This window comes from Methylotenera sp. (genome assembly GCF_030684185.1).
GTDB lineage: Bacteria > Pseudomonadota > Gammaproteobacteria > Burkholderiales > Methylophilaceae > Methylotenera.
The window spans coordinates 49,390-70,318 of the sequence record NZ_JAUXOY010000015.1; the positions used below are offsets into that span (position 1 = coordinate 49,390).

Annotated in this window: 18 protein-coding genes; 2 read left to right on the top strand and 16 right to left on the bottom strand. The window is 41.7% G+C overall.

Features of this window, described 5'->3' with window-relative positions; translation table 11 throughout:
- Positions 1-62: 62 nt before the first annotated feature.
- A complete protein-coding gene (locus tag Q8J82_RS06530; RefSeq protein ID WP_304908400.1) occupies positions 63-290 on the bottom strand; it encodes a hypothetical protein in 228 nt (75 codons plus the stop codon).
- Positions 291-530: 240 nt separating this feature from the next.
- Here Q8J82_RS06530 and Q8J82_RS06535 point away from each other — a divergent pair, with 240 nt between their 5' ends.
- Positions 531-803, top strand: a complete 273-nt coding sequence (locus Q8J82_RS06535; RefSeq protein WP_304908399.1) for an HU family DNA-binding protein — start codon at positions 531-533, stop codon at positions 801-803.
- Positions 804-1,068: 265 nt separating this feature from the next.
- The gene (locus Q8J82_RS06540; RefSeq protein WP_304908398.1) at positions 1,069-2,862 is read left to right on the top strand and encodes a GGDEF domain-containing protein; all 1,794 of its coding nucleotides are present in this window, start codon (positions 1,069-1,071) and stop codon (positions 2,860-2,862) included.
- Positions 2,863-2,878: 16 nt separating this feature from the next.
- Here Q8J82_RS06540 and Q8J82_RS06545 read toward each other — a convergent pair whose 3' ends face one another.
- The 15 genes from Q8J82_RS06545 to Q8J82_RS06615 form a co-directional block, all read right to left on the bottom strand.
- A complete protein-coding gene (locus Q8J82_RS06545; protein ID WP_304908397.1) occupies positions 2,879-3,916 on the bottom strand; it encodes a rhomboid family intramembrane serine protease in 1,038 nt (345 codons plus the stop codon).
- A gap of 98 nt (positions 3,917-4,014) precedes the next feature.
- On the bottom strand, positions 4,015-5,184 hold the full coding sequence (locus tag Q8J82_RS06550; RefSeq protein WP_304908396.1) for a radical SAM protein: 1,170 nt from the start codon (positions 5,182-5,184) through the stop codon (positions 4,015-4,017).
- A 2-nt stretch (positions 5,185-5,186) separates the two neighbouring features.
- On the bottom strand, positions 5,187-6,395 hold the full coding sequence (locus tag Q8J82_RS06555) for a glycosyltransferase family 4 protein (protein ID WP_304908395.1): 1,209 nt from the start codon (positions 6,393-6,395) through the stop codon (positions 5,187-5,189).
- A gap of 40 nt (positions 6,396-6,435) precedes the next feature.
- Complete coding sequence (locus Q8J82_RS06560; protein WP_304908394.1) at positions 6,436-7,485, bottom strand: glycosyltransferase family 4 protein; 1,050 nt, start codon at positions 7,483-7,485, stop codon at positions 6,436-6,438.
- A 21-nt stretch (positions 7,486-7,506) separates the two neighbouring features.
- Complete coding sequence (locus Q8J82_RS06565) at positions 7,507-9,054, bottom strand: hypothetical protein (protein ID WP_304908393.1); 1,548 nt, start codon at positions 9,052-9,054, stop codon at positions 7,507-7,509.
- A complete protein-coding gene (locus tag Q8J82_RS06570) occupies positions 9,051-10,256 on the bottom strand; it encodes a glycosyltransferase family 4 protein (protein WP_305327981.1) in 1,206 nt (401 codons plus the stop codon). The genes Q8J82_RS06565 and Q8J82_RS06570 overlap by 4 nt, the downstream gene beginning before the upstream one ends.
- A gap of 31 nt (positions 10,257-10,287) precedes the next feature.
- Complete coding sequence (locus tag Q8J82_RS06575; RefSeq protein ID WP_305327982.1) at positions 10,288-11,772, bottom strand: hypothetical protein; 1,485 nt, start codon at positions 11,770-11,772, stop codon at positions 10,288-10,290.
- Positions 11,772-12,917 (bottom strand): glycosyltransferase, encoded by a 1,146-nt coding sequence (locus Q8J82_RS06580; protein WP_304908390.1) that lies wholly within the window; start codon positions 12,915-12,917, stop codon positions 11,772-11,774. The genes Q8J82_RS06575 and Q8J82_RS06580 overlap by 1 nt, the downstream gene beginning before the upstream one ends.
- A 208-nt stretch (positions 12,918-13,125) precedes the next feature.
- On the bottom strand, positions 13,126-14,226 hold the full coding sequence (locus Q8J82_RS06585) for a polysaccharide pyruvyl transferase family protein (RefSeq protein WP_304908389.1): 1,101 nt from the start codon (positions 14,224-14,226) through the stop codon (positions 13,126-13,128).
- Positions 14,223-15,770 (bottom strand): lipopolysaccharide biosynthesis protein, encoded by a 1,548-nt coding sequence (locus Q8J82_RS06590; protein WP_304908388.1) that lies wholly within the window; start codon positions 15,768-15,770, stop codon positions 14,223-14,225. Before Q8J82_RS06590 ends, Q8J82_RS06585 begins: the two co-directional genes overlap by 4 nt.
- A gap of 79 nt (positions 15,771-15,849) precedes the next feature.
- Positions 15,850-16,524, bottom strand: a complete 675-nt coding sequence (gene epsI, locus Q8J82_RS06595) for an exosortase-associated protein EpsI, B-type (RefSeq protein ID WP_304908387.1) — start codon at positions 16,522-16,524, stop codon at positions 15,850-15,852.
- Positions 16,508-17,431, bottom strand: coding sequence for an exosortase B (gene xrtB, locus Q8J82_RS06600; protein ID WP_370690384.1), 924 nt, complete (start codon positions 17,429-17,431; stop codon positions 16,508-16,510). The genes epsI and xrtB overlap by 17 nt, the downstream gene beginning before the upstream one ends.
- Positions 17,432-18,343: a polysaccharide biosynthesis tyrosine autokinase gene (locus Q8J82_RS06605; RefSeq protein WP_304908386.1), complete on the bottom strand. Its 912-nt coding sequence runs from the start codon at positions 18,341-18,343 to the stop codon at positions 17,432-17,434.
- 7 nt (positions 18,344-18,350) lie between these two features.
- The gene (gene epsF / locus Q8J82_RS06610; RefSeq protein ID WP_304908385.1) at positions 18,351-19,796 is read right to left on the bottom strand and encodes a chain length determinant protein EpsF; all 1,446 of its coding nucleotides are present in this window, start codon (positions 19,794-19,796) and stop codon (positions 18,351-18,353) included.
- A 24-nt stretch (positions 19,797-19,820) separates the two neighbouring features.
- On the bottom strand, positions 19,821-20,894 hold the full coding sequence (locus Q8J82_RS06615; RefSeq protein ID WP_304908384.1) for an SLBB domain-containing protein: 1,074 nt from the start codon (positions 20,892-20,894) through the stop codon (positions 19,821-19,823).
- Positions 20,895-20,929: the final 35 nt, after the last annotated feature.

The window sequence follows — 20,929 nt, forward strand, 5'->3', positions numbered from 1 at the left end:
AGGTCACTTACCTTAATCAGATAATTCCAACCACGATTGAAGCGGAAGGATGGCTCCCCACGCTATTTTTTGTTTTTTTTGTTAATTTCAATCCTTTTTTCACGCCATTCAGCAAGCTGTTCATCATCAAGTTCAAGTTGTATGGCTAAGGCCTCTATTGGCGTGAGCTTCTTGTCTTCCTCTCGCCGTGTTAGCTTTGCACGCATTCTACTTTGCAAGCGTTCAACTTCTTCTTCAGATAAACTCTTTGCTTTCTCTAGATATTCTTCATTCGCTTTTTTGATTTTCAATGTTGCACCCCTTTAATACAGTCACTAAATTAAACAATATTAAGGCCAGTATAAGTTATTACATTTTTATTTTGTGTTACATTTTTATGAAAAAATCTTGGTTAAAATTGTTTGCTTAGCACATGCCATTTATAATGACTTTAGCAATAGCACATTATCAGTAAAATAATTGACAGTAAAAGAAAATGCACTCAAAGTATCAGTGTTTTTACACAAATACTTACTAGGGGGAATAAAGTTATGAATAAATCTGAATTGATTGACGCTATTGCAACAAGTGCTGGGCTTACAAAAGCTGATGCTGGCCGTGCTATTGATGCCACTACCGCTGCAATTGCTGCTGCACTAAAAAATGGTGATGTAGTGACACTTGTTGGCTTTGGTACATTTAAAGTAACAGAACGCGCTGCGCGTACAGGCCGTAACCCACGTACAGGTGCTGAGCTTAAAATCGCTGCGCGTAAAGCGCCTGGCTTTACAGCTGGTAAAACATTGAAAGATTCAGTTAATTAATTTCTGCGATTGACTCAACGACAAAGGGAGCTTTGCTCCCTTTTGTTTATTAAAGTAATGCTTAAGGTTACTTCTTAGAGTACCAACATCAGTTTTACTACCCCATCTCTTTGCAGCCTATCAGCATAGGTTAATCCTACTAATGATCTTTAAGTAATGAATCTGTAATAATTTAGGCATAGCATTTCATGCACATTGTAAATGTATTCAGTAATTAAAAATTTAATCACTGCTCATGCTTACAAGCTGTATATTTGGGGAAAAAATGCCTTTACTTAGTCCATTAAAAAACATTAAAGGCACAACCGAAACTCTAAATGACATTATCAGTCAGCGAACGTTATCTAGTGTATTTCAACCAATCATTAACATCCAAAATGGAAATATACTCGGTCATGAAGGACTGATAAGAGGTCCCGTGAATACCGATTTACACGCTCCCCTGAATTTATTCAAATTAGCAAAATCAAAGGGGCAAAACAAGGTCTGTGATTTAGAATTAGCAAGCTTAGAAATTGGGCTGGAATCATTTGCTAGATATTCATGTAAAAATAAAATATTTATTAATGTAAGCCCAGAATGTTTATTGCTTTTTGATGAAAACAAAGTTGTATCACTTGCTTATATCGAGAACCTTGGCTTAAATCCTAAAGATATCGTGCTGGAGCTAACAGAAAGCTCTCCTACATTTGATTACTCAACACTCTATAAAGTAATAGAAAGTTATCGAAACGTTGGCTTCCAAATTGCACTGGATGATTTGGGTGAAGGCTATTCTAGCTTAAGGCTCTGGTCTGAGTTGCGGCCTGAGTATATCAAGATTGACAAGCATTTCATTCATGGAATCAATTTTGATCCGGTTAAACTGCAGTTTGTAAAATCTATTCAGCAAATAGCAGACAACTCAAGCACCAAGGTGATTGCAGAAGGTGTAGAGACGGAAGCAGAACTTGCGATAATCAAAGACTTAAATATCGAATTTTGCCAGGGCTATTTATTGGGTCATCCGAAACCTGAGCCTATTCATAAAGTATCAGAAAATATTGAGCACTTTTTTGCACGCAAGACGCTTAGCGTGTTTCCAAAAGCATCCGGATCATATAAACAAAGTAATCTAAAAAAATTATTAGTAAAGGTACCTTTTGTATCTACAAAAGCGACAAATGACGAAGTTTATGTATCATTTGATAGCAACCCAAAGTTATTTTCAATTCCAGTGGCTAAGGATGATATTCCTATTGGTCTAATCAGTCGGTCAAGCATGATAGATCGTTTTGTAAGACCCTATGGAAGAGAGTTGTACGGAAAAAAATCATGCGTTGAATTTATGGATGATAAACCTTTAATTGTTGATGCCAACATTACGTTCCATGCATTAAGTGATCTAATTACTCAAATGGAACCGCATCATTTAACCAATGGTTTTATTATTACGGAAAACGGGAAATACATTGGATTAGGCAGCGGGCATGCGCTATTAAGAGAGATTACAGAAATGCAAATTAGCGCAGCGCGCTATGCTAACCCACTGACTTTATTGCCTGGCAATGTCCCCATTAACGAACACATAGATCGATTGTTGGAAAAGAAAAATATTTTTTGGGCATGCTATTGTGATTTAGACAACTTCAAACCTTTCAATGATGCCTATGGCTTTAGACATGGTGATCAGGTGTTGCAATTAGTTGGCGAAACTTTAACGAAATCTGTGGATGCCAATTTTGATTTTGTAGGCCATATTGGCGGTGATGACTTCATTTTAATATGCCAGAGCGAAGACTGGGAAGATCGGTGCAATTATATGCTTAAACATCTTGAGCAAACTATGCCAACCTTTTACAGTGAAGATGATCGAAAAATGGGAGGTATTAAAAATGAAGACAGGCAAGGAAATAAAACTTTTTATCCTTTTAGTACGCTATCCATTGGCGCAGTAAAAATTGATCCAGAACTGTTTCCAAGCCATTATGAAGTTGCTGCAGCAATGACCGTTGCAAAAAAAGAGGCTAAAAGAATTAGTGGGAATAGTTTATTTTATGAACGAAGATATCGAGAATAATAAAATACTTATTTCTTTACTGAGGCGGCACTAAGAGCGATTGGTTTCTTAGTTTTTCAGCCAACTGTCTCGATTCATCTTTACGATGCTGTGCGTATTCTAATAAATCCTCCACCTTAGATGCTGATGGTAAAGCCGGGTCTAGTGGTAGTTGGGAAAGTTTTTCAAAGCTTTCTTCATAACGGTCACCTATAGCAGAATCAATTTCGCCTGCAAGTCCATCAAATGTGGAGCTACCCTGCTTGCTCTCATGCATAATTTCCAGCCAAGATCGATTGATTGCCTGGTCTTGTTGTAAAAATTCATCAATCTCCTTACGAATCAACATTTCGTCACTCCAACGGTATTTAGGTGCTGGAATATTCGAAATTAGCATCATGATTGATGCAATCATGATACAAGCAGAAGCTAAAGCGATCTTTTTTGGTAATACTCTTGCGGTGATTGATTGTGCGAACATAACACTCGCCAAAATACCAGTAACAAATCCCCCAATATGGGCAGAATTGTCGATTCCAGGAATGATAAATCCCAATGCAATCGTAATTGAGGCAAAAGCTAATGCGCCCCAGAATAGCCAGCGGAACTCATGCGGGGCAAGTGATTTTCTTTCACGCCATAGAAAGGTAAGCAGCGCTCCATAAATACCGAATACTGCACCTGAAGCGCCACCGGATACGGCTGAATTGCCTTGAATAACGAGTGAGACCAAATTCCCTGCCAGCCCGCTCATGAAGTAGATGCCAACAAATCGAACGTGCCCATACATACGCTCGACTAGTTGTCCGGCATCCCAAAGTGCCCAAAGATTAAACACCAGATGCACCACGCCAAAATGCAGAAACATGGCACTACCTAGCCTCCACCATTCACCATCCTGCGTAGCTGGTCCAAAATTAGCCCCCCACGCAAGTTGCACGTTGTTAGGGGAGTGCCAGATACCTGCCCCACCAACAATCATGGCTAAAAAAACCAGCACATTAGTGGCAATGAGCAACTTTGTAACCCATACCTTGGAAGTACGCTGCTTTAGCATTACATGAAGCGATTGCAAACAATATCCTAACGGTACAAAGAGTCTGACATTACACCTGAACAGCTTTGCAGGTAAAGCAATATGACCATTAGTAGCTGATCAATATCTGAAGCGAATCAGTCTGTACGCAGCATGTCAGCAAGCTCAACTTCTGACAGAACCACTTCTGGTTCACGTCGTTTGAAAGTTATCTTATGCTCTGGCGCTGCACTTTCACGCAAATTACCCTGTAGCGGATCCTGCCCCACATCAAAGTGAGGCACATTGTCGATACAAATTGGCTTACCTAACATTGATTTAATCTTATTCTTTACTACCCAGGCAGTTGGATGCTTGATGTATTTTTTCATTACTGGTGCGGCTGTACCTACCATCCAGCAATTTTTAGGACAAGTACGAACTAGACCGCGAACTTTTTCCGCCTGTTCGCTGAACCAAATTTCGTCGAAAGTCTTTACATCACGGATATTGCCCATTGATTCTTTCCAATAGCGATCTTCCAAACCATTGCACGGATAAACATCGCCATATGGCTCGATAAAGAAGTTAGCTGTACCAGCCTCGCAAGGCAGCATGCGCGGATTACCACGTATGTAATTGATGAGCCCTAAATTAAAAAACGCGCGATACCAGCTTTTTGGGCTTTTATCTTTAAGTAACTCTTCCATGAGTTTGCGGAAGTTGTTAATCACCTCATCTTTGTTGGTAATTTCGTTATCTTCTTTATGGAAGTAGTAAGAGTTATGAAAAGAAGCAGTAGCGAATTCCAAGCCCATTTCTCTGGAAAGTTTGTACAGCCAAAGCATGTCTTCTGAGTTCTTATTCGATACCGTGCAGCCAAAACCAATATCTTTGATGCCCATCTCTTTCAGCGTTAAAAGTAATCTCATGGCTCGATCAAAACTGCCCTCACGGCCACGTAAATCATCATTTTTTTGTGAAAGGCCTTCAATACTGACACGAATACCGATATTCGGAAATCGTTCAGCCATCTTAATAATACGATCTGTATGCCAACCAGAAGTAGAAATCACAATTCGAGGTGCTTTCTTGTACATTACCTCAACAATGTCTTCCAAATCACGTCTGACGAATGGCTCGCCACCTGTAATATTCACAAACTTAAAGTTTGGCAGCATCTCCAGTTCTTTGGCGGTAATTTCGCGTTTGCTATCAGAAGGGTTTTCCCATATGTCGCACATCTTGCATTGCATCTGGCAACGATATGTTGTAATTATTGAAACATCGGTTGGGTATGCCGCTCTGGTTTCCATTGCAGTTGCCATTATCAAACTCCTAATACAGATTTATAAATTTCCATTAATCCGGCGTTATGTTTATCAAGAGAATAGAAGGCTTCCACGCGCTTCCTCCCAGCTTCACCCAAACGCCTTCTAAGCTCGCTCGATGCCATCAACTTATCCAGCGCGGAGGTCAATTCGTCTACGTTCCCAGCTTCGAACAACAATCCCGTCTTGCCATCCTCAACAAGTTCCAGAGTGCCGCCCAAGCGACTACCCACAACAGGTTTGCCATAAGCCATTGCTTCGAGTATCGACATAGGACAGTTTTCAAACCACTCTGAAGGCACCACTATCACGGCCGCCTTATCTATCATCTCTTTTAATGCATCACCAGCCAAATACCCGACAAATATACTCGGGTTATATTGCACTTTTAAGTCATCACTCAATGGTCCAGTACCAGCCACGACAAGACGCCATCCTGCAGAAGAGTTCGCATGCGCCTTCAGTAGTGTTTCAACGCCCTTTTCTTTTACCAACCGGCCCATGAACAATACATAGCCATCGTCTGCCCCACTACCGCTAATCTCATTCGTATCAATGCCGTTGTACAGAAGCTTAATGCGTTCAGGTGGTATGCGATGGACAATCGATTCCTGCATGAATCTGCTAGGGGCAATAAAAGCATCCACTTTTTCATAATTGTGCATCAGCTTCTGCACAATTGCCTCGACATAAAGTAGAGCACTTTTACTCAAAGATCCATCGGCGCAGCGATTACGTAGGACATGTAAAAAATTGCCATCTAGACAATTTGAGCAAGGCTTGCCGTTACATAGACGGTTGTATGTTGGACATACGGGTTTGTAATCATGTAGCGTCAGCACCACTGGCACGCCGTGTTTTTTGGCGGCACCGATTATTGAAGGTGTAAGCTGATGATAGATATTATGGCAATGTACAATATCAGGCTTGGTTTCCTTGATCAATCGGCCGATATTTCTGACCGCATCAGGCGAATGTATGAATGAAAATGCATCTGCCAGCTTTGCAAGTTTGCTTGTGCTCTTGCTCTTATAGCTTCGATTACCAACAAAATTGACGGAATTGACACTTGGGAAATTACGTTCGTCACGCATGGAAAAATCTACCACCTGATGCCCGTTCTGCTGCAGGTAATCGCGCTCTTGAAACATCACTGTTTCAGAGCCACCGTTGATGAAAAAGAATTTATTTGCTTGAAGAACCTTCATATTATTTAGCTCGATAGAATTTCAGTACATAAATTGATTTTCAAGACCGCAAATTTTCTTTAATAAATGCCTCTATATTTTCAGCCATCTGTTTCTCAGAAAAATTTTCAATAACGTATTTGCGTGACTTGCTACTTGTTTGATCAAGTAAATTTTTATTATTTAAAAGCAATTCTATTTTCTCTCTCATATCCTTTACATCGTATGGCTTAACAAAGAACGAGCCTTTGCCATCATGCAAATACTCAACTGAACTTGGCGTAGCCGTAACAATGACGGTTTTACCCATACTCATGGATTGCAAAAAGCTCATCTGCCCATAGGAATAATTGAATACAGGCAATGGAATCACTACAAAGAGAGAATTTGCGATTTGCATTCTTAATTCAGAAATAGATACTTTGCAAATCACTTCTACGTTTGGCAAAGTAGACGATTGGCTATAACCAATCAAACGTAGTTTTTTGCTTGTATCAATACCAGACCATGCTTCCAGTAGCGTTTGGTAGTCCCGTTTGGAGGTGCCGAAAGATAAAATATAGTCTTCAGCACCTGTACTTGATTGGGGAACAAAATCATCCACATCCACACCAAATGGGATAAAGCGGGATCTTTGAACCAGGTTACTGAAAGTCTTTTTGTAGTTCTCAATGATTACTTTAGAGTGGCAAATAATGGATGGATTGCTTTTTAGCAGAAATCCGATCAGGATATTTTCAATTTTATGATTGCGGGCACCATTCATGCCGCCTATGTCAAAAATAATATGTAAGGTTTTTTTGCGAAAAGTAAGCGTGCGCAACAATGAATACATCAGGCCACTTTGCGCACCATGAGAAATCACCACGTCGTAGTCGGAATCTGTAGCAAAGGCCTTTATTCCCTGCCATAAATACGTATTACACTTTTTTTCCAGAAATGACAGTGCATTGTTTTGCTGAAAATCGATAATATCCACCTCACACGGCCCAGAAAAGTACCTGAAAAACCAGTAAGGAAACCCTTTAACCTGTTTATCGGGCGCCTGAATATTCTGAACATCCGTATCCAGTTGGTGAACCTTCCAATTCGGAAGAAAGAGTATTTTCATAATGCTAAATCCCAGCCATGCTTATTGGAGAGTCATCCGCAAGGCAGAAACGGAGTACGGTGGCAACTCAATAACTGCAACGCCATCAGCGCCAAAGGTCATAGCGCTCTCTCGCGTCTGAGGGACGATGTTGGTAGTGACTAGATAATTATTTGACTCTTTGTTTGAGTCACTTATGTAAGTGAAACTGGTTTTCACTTGCTTTCCACTTAAAGATGGAATTTTTAAACTGAGTTTGCTTGAAGCGCCATAACGATTAACCGCCCAAACAGCATAATTGTGCTGATTAACATCAGTGAGTACTGTCGCACGTACATCGTGGTCACCTATACTGCCTTCATCATTACGGCTTTTCACCTGACTCACCAGAACATTCTGCAGCATATTGTCGCGCAATATTCTAATACCCCAGTAAACTGCACTTGGATGCACATCTTGCTGACTTGAGTTAAATAGTGGCCATGGTCCATGGGCCGTGCCCAGTGAGTGCAAAAACATCCCCTGTATTTCCGGGAATTGTGTTGCAGCAATGTAGGATTCAGCAACCACCATAGCGGCTTCAAGATTGGATGACTTTGGCCAATCACGCTTCCATTTTCCAAAATCACCCTGACCAGGTAGTCCACGTGTATGTTCAGTAATCCAAAACGCCGCTTGTTTAAGCCCTGAGGCCCGAGTATCGTCAACGCTTCGGCAAACAAACCTCATGCGCTCAGATACCGAGCCCCAACGCGCTTCCTCGTAATAGAGATGATGCGCAAACTCTCCTACTGCTGGGTTAAGCTCAGCCATCACTGTGCGGCTATATTCAGATACTGTAAATTGTTTTTGCGCAGGCCAGTCTTGCAGCATACCTACGAACTTTGCCTCTGGTTGGCGTTCCAGAACAGCTTTAACTGCTTGCCCGGCAACCTTGCTATATTTGGCTGGTGGCCAAAGCGTCTTGCCGCGATCCAGCTCATTGCCAAGTTCCCAGCGTAATACCGAGGGCTTACCAGCCTTGGCACGCTTAGCGGCATAAATGGCCCAGTCGGCAGCATCTTTTGCTAATACCGCAGCACTGCCTTCACCATCGTATCCGCCATAAATGTTGAGTACCACCCAAGGACGACCATCGACCATTTCGACAAAATCCAGATACTCATCGAACCCGAACCTTGGTGCAATGGGCCCCAACCAATCCACATGTGGACGCACTGGTCGAGAAGCCTGTTCACCTACCGTATCACGCCAATTCAGATAATTTGACCCTGTTCCACCTGGGTAACGATAGACCGCGCCATTAAAAGGCTTTAACCATTCAACCACAGAGGGCCTGACTTGCAGTTTTTTCGAATCCCACAAATCCTGCTGAAAATCTACCCATTCAAGGTTAAATCCAAAAAAACTTGGATTCAGAGTACGCATCAAAACATTATTAGGTAGCGTACTTACAATATTTTGTGACCCTGATTCTACAAACACTCGACCTTCACATTGAGAGCCAGAAGATACAGCCTCAACCGGCTTACAAGCTGTTGTGAGTAACAATAATAAGCAGACTGTCAAGCGGTTAACTTTTTGCATCATTTATCCAATAACTCTTGATATTGACGATAAACCTGAGCCGCAATATGGTCATAACGTCTATTCTCCTCCACCCAGTCAGGTCCTTTTTCGCCCATTTTCTTAGCCTCTTGTGGGTTAGAAAGCATTGATATTATGGCGTCAGCAAAACTTTGCTCATTCCAAGGTACGCATAACCCAGCCCCGCTAGAGGCTAGCGCATTCGACTGCTCTGGGTGTTCGTTGGCAATCACTGGCCTACCTAAAGCCATGTACTCATAAAGTTTGGTAGGTGAGCCTTGAAGAAAAATGAACGAAGGATAAATGGGACTTATACATAGCTCACTCTTTGCAGCCACTGCCCATGCCTGATCTATGGGAAGAAACCCGGTAAATATCACGCTATTTAAAAGCCCTAATTGTTTAACCATATTTTCCAGAAACTGCCTGTCTTCCGGAATATCACCCCTGCCAACCAAATACAATTTTGCACTTGGAAGTTGCAGAATCACCAAAGCAAACGCCTGGATAATTGTTTCCAGGTGCCGTGATCTGGCAAATGTACCCAAGTAAGTTACACTGCCGCGCTCAACTTCATGGTGCGCAGTTCTTTTCCATTCGAACAGTTTCATAGATACACCCATAGAGACTGGCGTCATCTTGTTTTTTGCCAGACCATAGGCCATTATGTTTTGTTTCATGCGTTCTGTTTGAACAAACACATGATCGGCCCTCGGGAGTACTATTTTGTAGAGCCACCACATAGTGAGTTTGCCGCGTAACCAGAAAATCAATTTTCGTAGCCCGGTTGATAGCTTGGCTTTTTCCAAGTCATTTTCCGGAAAAGGAAAAGACACCCAATAGATAAATTTACTGCCACGAATTCTAGCTGCCAGCCACGCAAAAAATGCTGCTGTATAACGATCATCCCGCACCTGTATAAAGTCATACCGCTGACCAAAAATGAGTTTTAATGTCAGAAAAATCTCACTCAACAGTTCCCCAAAGCGCCGAGCAATAGGCGTTATTATTGGAATCCCACTCAAAAAAAATGGCAAATAAATCGACTCACCATTTTTTCTGACAGTACGCCAGAGTCCGCTATCATCTCTACGCATACTCCAGTCGGTATGCAAACCGAGTTTCTTAAGTTCATGAGAAAAAAGCTCAGCCAAGTCGACACGCCAGGCTGGATATGAATCTGTAACAAAATAAAAAAGTCGCATAGTGAGTCAGTGTTTTATATTCATAAAATGGTCATGCTTGAAAAGAAGCAACATATTGATTACGTATCAAATATCCAAGATAACCGAGTACAGTTGCTGTAATCAATTCAAACGGCAGAAAATTGACCAAAGTACTATCGTAGAAGGTAAAAACTATAAACAAAGCGATACAGGCTTGAATAGCTAAAGCATCCGCACGTATTTGAGCGCTGCCAGCAATGGCTCTAAGGCGACCAGCCGATACCCAGGCAGCAATAAAAATAGTGAAAAACAACAGCAGCCCGATTAGCCCTGTATCCCACAGTATTGATGTTGCGGTAGTTAAATCAATCCCATATCCGATATATTGCACAGCAACATGACCTGCTATAGGGTTGGTGGGGCTAAAATACGAGCTTCCCAAGCCATGACCGAACAGTAAAGTGACGAGATCACTCAAGTGATGATTTTCCCACCAGAAGCTAATCACTGTTGTACGGTTAAGAATATAGGTACCATATCCTTTTGAACCGATATTAGAGTTCAATGCTTCTTTTAAGACATCTGAAGAGGTCAAACTACTAGCCCCAGTGTTAAGACCAAGATAAACAAGCGCAAAAATGGATGTCACTATCAACAGTCCGACAAATTGAAGTAAAAATCGACCTGATTTCTGCTTAATATCATCCCGCACCACTATTAACCAAACCATAGGCAGCAAGAAAATAACAATCTTGGTTTCCCCCAAACCGAGCGGAAGCAGGCAAAGCAGACACAGCCACACAACCCTTTTCTTCTCGATTAGCCCCTCTTTCCATCGCGCTATAAAAAATGCCATCGCCATGATAAGGAATGCCACCATTACTGAATTAGCACTACCTCCTTCTAGATTAGCTCCAAATGTTCCAGCAACTACATCTGTGGCTTCTGCACCGCCAACACCACGACCACCACGCATACCAACCAATATGAAATGTTCAAATAGAGAAAATGGAAGCTGCATTAAAGCGATAATCATCATCAACTTTAACCAGCGCTTATAATCTTCGGGTTTAAACGCCAGTAAAGCCAGCGCGAACATTAACCCGTACATTTGAAAATAGCGCTTGAATCCTGCAAAAAACTCTGAAAGAGAATTCAATTGCGCAAGCGTAGCTATCACCGTATAAATCATGAAAACCATAGCAAGCCAGATAAAAACAGGGATACGCTGGTTTTCTATGAATTTGATTGATACAGGTAATAGCAATAACATGCTTAACAAGGCCAGCGCCCAAGGCAGCTTGCTTAAACCTGGCACAAGGGACCCAAGAAAGCCAGAGAATAGGCCGATTATTAGCAACATCCAGACACTTACATTTGGCGCTTTTAGCAGCGCAACACCAGCAAACATTCCAACTAACAATGCCAATAATATAGGGTTGCCAGTAGAGGCTATGAGTCCGGTAAAGGCTGCTATTAAACCTGTTACGAGTATTACAACTATAGTTTTAATGTTCACACTCGCAAACATCAGCTTAATACGTTCAGACCTCATCAGCACGCCACACTTTTGACAGCTTGAAGAAACTCAGGCTCAATTTTCCGCCATAAATACGCCACACTGGCGCCGCTTGTGCGGCGTTTGATTAAAGGTAATTCATCTCGTGCTTGCCAGAGCCGCTGTATTGCATTTCCTAAACTTAAACTGTTATATTCGAAAATAACACCGTTGAAACCATCCAGAACATATTCGGTATGTGTCCTGATATTGCTAGCCAATACGGGTAAACCTGCCACTAAATACTCAAACAACTTGGTTGGCGGATTAAATCGGTACCACGGCAAATCTTCCCACAGGCACAAGCCAGCATCCGCCGCTTTCAAATAGTCCGGAATCATTTGTCCAGGCACTCTGCCGTGTATTGTGACTGAATGCGTGATTTCTAGTTTTTGCAGGGCTTCATGACAATAGGTTGATTGCTCAGCGGTAGCGCCGACAATTGTCAAATGTGCAATTTTCCCAGACTGATTGGCAATTGCCATTGCTTCCAGCATGACATCTCTTCCACGATCCTTGTGCACTGACCCCACATAAACCAGTTGTAGCGGCGCGTCTTCGTTCCGGATTAGGGCGGACAGGGAAACCTCGGCAAATGACTGCTCAACACCCATGTAGATCATCTGCACCCGATCACGCTTGCAACCATGAGCAAGCAGGTCGTCCCGATGCGCCTCCCCTATTGGCATTACCAGGCTGGATTTACGGGCACCCTGAAACATTAGCCACCGAACCAGTGCACGGGTTATGGCCTTGATTGGTGAAGCACCGGTTGGATCAGGGGCGACGTGCGTGGGGTGCTCGTTCCAGTAGGTAATAGTTGGAATACGGCCAACCAATAAAGCTACAGGAGCAGCCATCGAATGAAGCAATACCGCGACATCCGGCCGTTGTTGACGAATCAGTGAGGTGCAGCGCCAAAGGTAGCTCAACCAACCCAGCCGACCATCACCGGTGTGAATTACTACATAACTCACATTTGGCAGCTGCAGTTCTGACTGCGTGATCGGAAATGAGCTCACGACAGTCAATTGATAATGCTCAGCCAAAGACTTGATGCGATAAGAAAAATCAAGGAATCCCGGCTGACCTTCCGAGAAACAGGTTACAACAAGACAGTGTTTTTGATTCTTATCAGACATTGGGTAACCTACAGTCGTACTAACTTGATGACACAATTACTATAAACATCAGCATCTGACAACAATAAATCGGACTCAACCAGATTTAACATTGCCCATAGAACTCCATCCGTAATTTTCAAGCTGTTTTTAGTTGCACTAAAGAATAAACAAAATACCGCAACAACTAATTCAATGAATATACTAAGTTTTGTATAACACAAATTCATTACCGTTCACCAATCACACTATTTGCAAGAAAATTTTTCACTTCAATTGCCATAGGGTCAAAGTGTATATCGCTCCACCGAGGTGAAACATACTCATGAAATCCTTGCATTTCGGTTAATGCTGCTACCAGATCATCAGTCGAGTTAACTCGTTTGACATAATTAACATTGTCAAACCAATCAAACGCACTAGTAAGCTTGTGGTTATGTGTCTTCAATACTACGCATGGCCTTTTAACCAAGACAGAAAAAATCAAGCCGTGGTATCTGTCGGTAATAACTGCATCAAATTCACTTATGAATTTCAGATACTTGGTTAGCGTTTTGAACTTATCTTGATTTGGAAAAGAGTCATTTACATCTGTATCCCACAATCTCGGCTCATAACCAGCGTTTGAAAGTATCTTAGCAATGTCATTTTTATCATCCAGCCCATAAATACCCTCCTTATCATTGCGCATGATAAGGAGAATCCTTTTGAAATTTTGGGTTCGCCTCGATACTTCTTTGCTGAGTTGATTCTCAACAGTTTCCTGCAAAGATAGCACCATGTCAGGTCTGGATAAAATTGGAGTGTTGCAAAAAAGTTTTTTTGCAATTTCAGTGGACTGGAAGTCCCGACCAAAAATCAGCAATGAGATATGTTTGTTAATAACTTCCTTGCTACGGACAGATGCAAGATTGCCACTTTCCGTATCACTATAGAAAATGGTTTGAGGTAGCTGAATAATCCGATTACCTATCAACGATGATATGATGGATTCACGCATCAATTGTGTTGTGTACCAGTCATCCCCGAAGTTTCCACCACTATGCAGAAACACAATATCATTTTTATTGATATGCTTTTTAAGTAATGGTAAGCAGGATTTCACCTCATAATTTTTTATTTCAATAACAGGCATGTGAAAATGCTTCTTCATCCAAATAGGTATTGCAGCTGCTTGTGCTTGATCTCCCAGATTTGGAAATCTATCTCCGAGACCCATTAAATAAAAAATCCTTGGCCCAGCCCCAGAAATAAAAAGCCTACGGTAAAAATTAGTTTTCCATAGCGCAATTTTGATATTGGCTTTTATTTTTTTCAAAACATTTTTCATTTTTGTTCTATCTTCTCTCTAACAATAAGTGATTTAACTATCAACATTTCTTGCCAACTTATCGTTCTCATTGCCCACAGGGAAAGCGTGTAGATTGCAATAACCGCAAAGAGTGGAAACATAGCCATAAACAATGAACTAAAGTACCAGGACATTTCGTTAACTACATAACCAACTGATAAATACGAAAGCAGCCCAGATAAAGTGACTCCGCCAAGCATTTTCCAGGAAAGCTTGTAGCAGTGATTGGCAATGGCGAGTTGAAACACGATGTATAGGTTCATTGCCAGAGAGAATAAGATGGGCGCACTCAGTAGCCATATTGGAGAGGTGTTGATTGCAACCGCCATGGCAAGCAACAAGACTGGTAGTGCAACCATACTGGCGGTAATCAGCAGTTTGCTTTTTTCAAGGGAATTTAAAATGAGTTGCAAGAGCACAACATGGCTGCCAATGGTGAGCTGTATCATTACCAATATTAGAATCCATGACAAACCTTGAAATTTACCACCAGTCATGACAGCAACGATAGGGTCGCCAGCTACCGCGACCCAAGCAATCGCGGGTACCAATAATAGTAAATTTGACTTGTAAAGTAATTGGCAACGCTGACTTAGCACAGAAAAATCCCGATCTTTCAGATAACTGGCGATTATCATCGGCTCCAGCAACCCATAGAAAAAGTGTAATGGGATGTATTGCCTGATTTTTTCTGCAACACTGATAAAAAATCCGTAAGCAGCGACAATTTCAACTGGGAGATAAGCCGCGGTCAGTAGCTTCATGAAATATCCCTGCGGTGGCGCAGCCAGCAAAGTGAAGCCGTAATTATGCAAGCCGACTTCGGTTGCCTTTTCCCAATTAGGCCAATTTTCCCCTGCTACGCCAGAATTATCTGGGTCAGACAAACCAAGCAGATGCCGCTTGATAACCACGACAAATCCGATAATGCCAAGCATTTCTGGAATCGCAAAAATCCATAGAGCATCTTCCCAAGTAATTACAGATTTCATCCAAACGAAAGCAGCAATTAGCATCAGTCTGCCTGACCACTGAATAATCAATAAACGTGTTAGCGTTTTTTGCATAACAAGGGATTGTAAAACAGTCGAAAAATGCTGAAACATCACCTCAGCTACAATGAGACACGCCAATGCAATTGAAAAAAACTTAAATTCTGATACGGTGAGAAAGCGATCTACTACAGGCCATGAGACATAAAGCACCAACATAACAACCAAGCCGGCAAGCAGTCTGATAGCACTGGTAAACCAGATAAAACGACTAAGTTCAGTAACGGAATGATAAAGCCTGCCTTCAGGTATATAACGTGAAACAACCCGTTCCATTCCCAAACTAGCCAGCACACAACACAACGCGGCTAAACCAGTCAGTGCAGTATATGCGGCATAGTTATGCACATCCATGTACCGCACCAGCAATATAATTGAAATAAAACCAGCAATCCCCGCCGCCCCCCTACCCATTAGGTAGTGCTTTGCGCCATTCAGTGCTTTTTCTTGTGTATAAGGATTAGTATGCATGTCGTTCTTATGAAAACATCTGTTCGCTTAGAGCGACTTCTTCTAACTAAAGCTGATATTTTAGAAAGATCGGATTACGTTAATATGACAGACCACTGACTCGTGCGCGAAATTCCTGTGGTAGCGCTTTAACTAACGCTTCAATAAACATGCCCTGAATTTGATAAGCAGTTTGCGTGTCATCATCTATCGAAGATGCCCTAAATAATATTCCATCAGGAATCTGACCTTTGAGGGCATAACGTAATTTAGCTTTTTTACGATCCCAATCGTTATTTACCGCATAACTACCCACTGTAAACCAGTAAGTTATAGGCTCATGACGAGCGCCACTTGAAGCTTCCATACGACGCACTGGAATATCTCCGATACTAGTACGCAAAATATCCTTGCTTTTAGACATGATATGAAAACCTTGAGCAGGGTAACAACCTTCGGGGTCGTGTGCAGAAAGCCCGTCTGATTGATTTGCTCCGTATGGAATGGTTAGCATAATCCGATAACCTTGACTGTTAACATAAGTACGGTTAAGTACCTGAGTGTAAATTTTGTCTATTGACGCTTTAACTTCAGGGTTAACTTGCTGATAAACGACCTTATCATCTACCTTCCAGTTTTCAAATTGTGATGGAACCATTGAATCTAAATTTATTGGCGACCCTTGATTGGCTAAGTGATGGGTTGGCGTCGCTGCAACGGCGATGACTGCAGAAGCCAGCATAAGCCAGAAAACGTGTCTAAGTGCTGGATTCATGACTTAAATCTCCATGGTTACGATGCTTACGATTTGCTAGATATTGCAAGACAGAATCCACACCTATAATCAACGTTAACGCCACGATAAACAGCAACATTCCAGCAAACCCATGTATAAAGCCTTGCCCTGCCTCATTGCCAAAATGGTAGGTTACCAGAGTAAGTACTATTACACGGATGACGTTGGCGGTGAAAGAAATTGGAACAATGAGAATAGCCAGCGTAACATTACGGAACACCGAGTTATGCTTCACCATATTAAGATAGAGCAATCCTAAGGCTTCAAGCGAAACGAGCGTATGCATACCCGCACAGGCATCAGCTACCAGCAACTGATATTTACCGATTTGTAAAACCACTCCAGCTCGACCGATGTTGTAGCCAAACCAGTGCAAGACATGTTCAGCAACATATGACACGGCCATTTTCATAGGTAAGGTTACCGCATCAAGAAAAGCCCCAGGAAGCGGTATCATAAAAAATATGAAAAATAGTGGAAACCACATCGCTTTAAGTGCAGGCATACCACGCGTGATTAGCAGAATTCCAGCAATAACCGGGATTTGTGAACCAACATCAAGCAGTAGAATGTCTTGCGAACGCCCTGCGATATAACACAACAAGCCAAATACAATCAATAAGTTACCTAATACAGGCATTGTCTTAACCGCTGGGTTATAAAGCAACTTATCGCGATTTTTCCAAAAAAGAAAAAGCACTACTATCAGCACGATCGGTCCGTGTGCCTGATCTTCGTAGCTCCAAGCACCTTTACTTAAGGCGTAGTAAGTTGGCGCGTAAATTATAAATAAGCCAATAATGGCTGGTAACCATTCAATAAAATGGTCTTTAAATTTCAAAGCCCCTAAATTTGAAACAAAGTTGTTTGCGGCTGAACTTGACACCTAAAACTCCTGAAGTATACTGCCAACAACTTTAGCGCCAGCTTGCCCAAGTTGCAGATTAAGTTTTTGAATTTTGGCGGCTAAAGTATAGTCTTTCCGTGCCACTATCACGGCTGCCTTTGCCTTAGCTGCAACAGTGAAAACATCAGAGCCTAAGCTTAGCGGGGACGTATCAATTAGAATAATGTCATATATTTTCTCTAAATCCAGCAGTAATTCCGCAAACTCCTCCTTGCTTAATAATTCTTGCGGATTCGGCACCTCAGTTCCTGCAGTCAAAATATATAAATTAGGCAAAGACTGCTGCCGCGTTAACTGATAGCTACCTTGCTTATTGGCTAAAATATTAGCTAATCCCAACTTAGTTTCAACATCAAATAGCTTGTGCTGTGTAGCCTGGCGTAAATTAGCATCAATCAGTAATGTTTTTTTATTGAGTTGAGAAAAAACGATAGCCAGGTTTGCAGCCAACTGATTAGCACCATCTTCAACGTTTGCCGATGTCACTGCTAATGATTTATTCCCCAGATCAAACCAACGGGTCAATAATTGACCTCTTAAACTGCGCAGATTTTCCGCTTCTTCACTAAACGGCGCATGTGCTGCAATTAGTATTTGATTAAGCTGACGACTATCTTCATGAACATAGGCATAGTTAAACTGTTGCGATAATGCTTTTTTAAGATCAGCGTCACTGATTAAACCCAGCTGCTTGGCTGCATCACCAAACAAGATGTTTTTCTCTTTTTGCAATGCCAATATGCGTTCTTTATCTTGCTGTGTTAATTTCGCATGTGCAATTAAAGCATCACCAATCATCACATGATCATTCTCTAGAGGAGCATTCTGCTGATGATGGTGATTCTCCTGATGATCATTATTTAATTGATAGGTATTATTTGAATAATCCATTAGCAGCTTACTTTGCAAAAAGTTGATATTTCGGAATAGTGTGTTTTGGAGAAGGCTTCTTTTTAAATATTTGACGTAATTTGCTTAATACTCCCGCTGCATTTTTCGCCGTATTATTTAAATCGGCCAACATTGGCGTATCTACCAGTTGCGCTAAATCTTCAGCAGAACGCACGCGCCTATCTAACATTTCATAGACAATCGCAATACCAATGCCTAACAGCATGCCTAATATGATGGATAGGAAAATATTGAGGAAAATTTTAGGACTAGAGTGTTTGATTGGTGGCACTGCAGGATTAAGTATTGCTACATTAGTTTGACCGGATTTACTCTCCATGTTGGTCTGCCCAAACCTTAGTAGCGCATTATCGTATATCCGTTGAGCGCTTTCAGCTTCTCGCAAAAGCACCGCCATTTCATCCCGTTCACTTTTAAACTTCAGCACATGCTCTTTTTGCGCAGCAAGAGCAGCCTTGATTTCGCTTTCTCTTTGTTTTGAAACCCGCGCAGTTTGACCAACGCTACTGCTTGTTTTTGCAGTTTCGGCGTTAATTAAATTTCGCAAATTCGTAACTTCTGCCTGTGCGGCTTGATATTGAGGGTGATTGCTACCAAGATGCTGAGAAACATCCATCAATTTATTTTGCGCTTGAGCCAACTGCGATTTAAGGCCTTGGATAAGTGAGTTTGCCAGCACTTCAGGCGCTTCGGATTCAACGCCTCTTTTTAATTGACTATGCCGCGAAGTACTATCATAAGTTTGTGCTTGCGCCATCACCAGCTGATTAGAAAGCTCGTTTAATCGCCCAGTTTCTATATCTAAACGGTCATCTGAAGAAGCAATACCATGCTCTTTTTGATAAGCCGATAGTTTTTGTTGCGCAATCTCAACGTTTTGACGCAAACCTTTTATTTCCTGATCGAACCAAATTGCAGCTTGTTTTGCCGGTTCAATTTTTAATTGCAGATTTGTATTGATATAGGCTTGTGCAAAAGCATTTGCCAGCGATGCAGCAAATTTAGGGTCAGCACCTCTATAACTAATTTCAATCACACTGCTTTCGCGCGATGGTTTTACATCCAAATTTTGTAAAAATAGGTCTGCGTACCAATCGCGTATATCACCCTCACCTTTTGTCGCTTTTTCAAACTGGGATTGAGCTAATGGACTACGAACAACATCAAGCTTATCAACCACTTTTAACGCCACATTGTGACTCTGAATAATATCGACTTGAGTTGCCATATAACCAGGCATTAGTGTTGCTGGCAACATAAATCCTGTTACTGGGTCAGCACCCTTAGAATCAATCACTAATGATGCAGTTGCAGTATAGGTTTTAGGTAGTACCAAACTGATGATAATAGTTGTCGTAACCGTCACTAGGAACACCCAACTGAGTATTCCTTTACGAGCTGCTAAAATTGATAATATTTGCGAAAAATTCATCTTTACCTATCGATTAACTAATTTTTAGTACAAACTTTCGCCTACAAACACAACATCATCTGCTTGCAACAAATCACTAGCTTTAGCATTAAGCGTTTCCAGCACACCATTAACTAAGCGTTTAATCTTCATTCCACGCTCAGTACCTCTTGCTGAAAGCCCACCACCTGTCGAAAGCGCTTGTGATAAATTCATATTGCGCTCTAACCTAAATGAACCTGGACGTTGCACTTCACCGTATATATAAAATACTGGTGTTCTGGGAACGTAAATTGAATCACCATCAGCCAATTCAAAATTGCCTGATGTATCACCCGTGCGATAGAGCAGATCTACATCAATCTCACGCTTTAGTATTTTTCCATTGCGCTTGGTCACTACAATAATTTTGTCAGCACCACCAGCAGAAACACCACCAGCCTGTGATAGAAAGTCAATCACGGTACGCACGCCGCTCACAACCGAATATTTACCAGGTCGATTAACCTGCCCTAGCACAGAAACTTCACGGGCATTTACATAGACAATGTCGTCACCACTCACCTGAGGATTGCTGCCAGCATCGGCTTTTGTAATTAAATCTCTAAAATCGTAATTTTCTTTAGTCGTTTTTCCTGCTGTGGTGCGTATTAAGGTCACCATATCTGAACCGTTTGGGGTGATGCCGCCAGCTAAAGCCAGCACATCAGAAAGCGTGCTAGGTCTATCGAGGGAGTACTTACCGGGCTTATAAACATCGCCCAGCACAGAAACAAACTGACTTTGATATTGCAGAACCACTAGATTGACTTGTGCTTTTTTTACAAATCCGCCTTTTTCCAGTAAATCAGCAATTCTCTTTTCTGCTGCAGTAGGGCTGGTGCCACCTAGTTTCAGTTCACCAATCAATGGAAAAGTAATTGTGCCAGCAGCTGACAACCTTGCTTCTGTGAGCATATCAGGCGCACCGTAAACGTTAATTCTGACCAAGTCACCTGCACCCAGAATGTAATCACGACTTGCATTAACCTCTTTTTTAGTACTTTCTTTTGTAACGGTATCAGCCATACTTACTGAGCACGACAAAAACATTAACATCAGCAATATCATTCTATACATATTGATTTAAACCTTATTTGATAGACCCGCAAGAA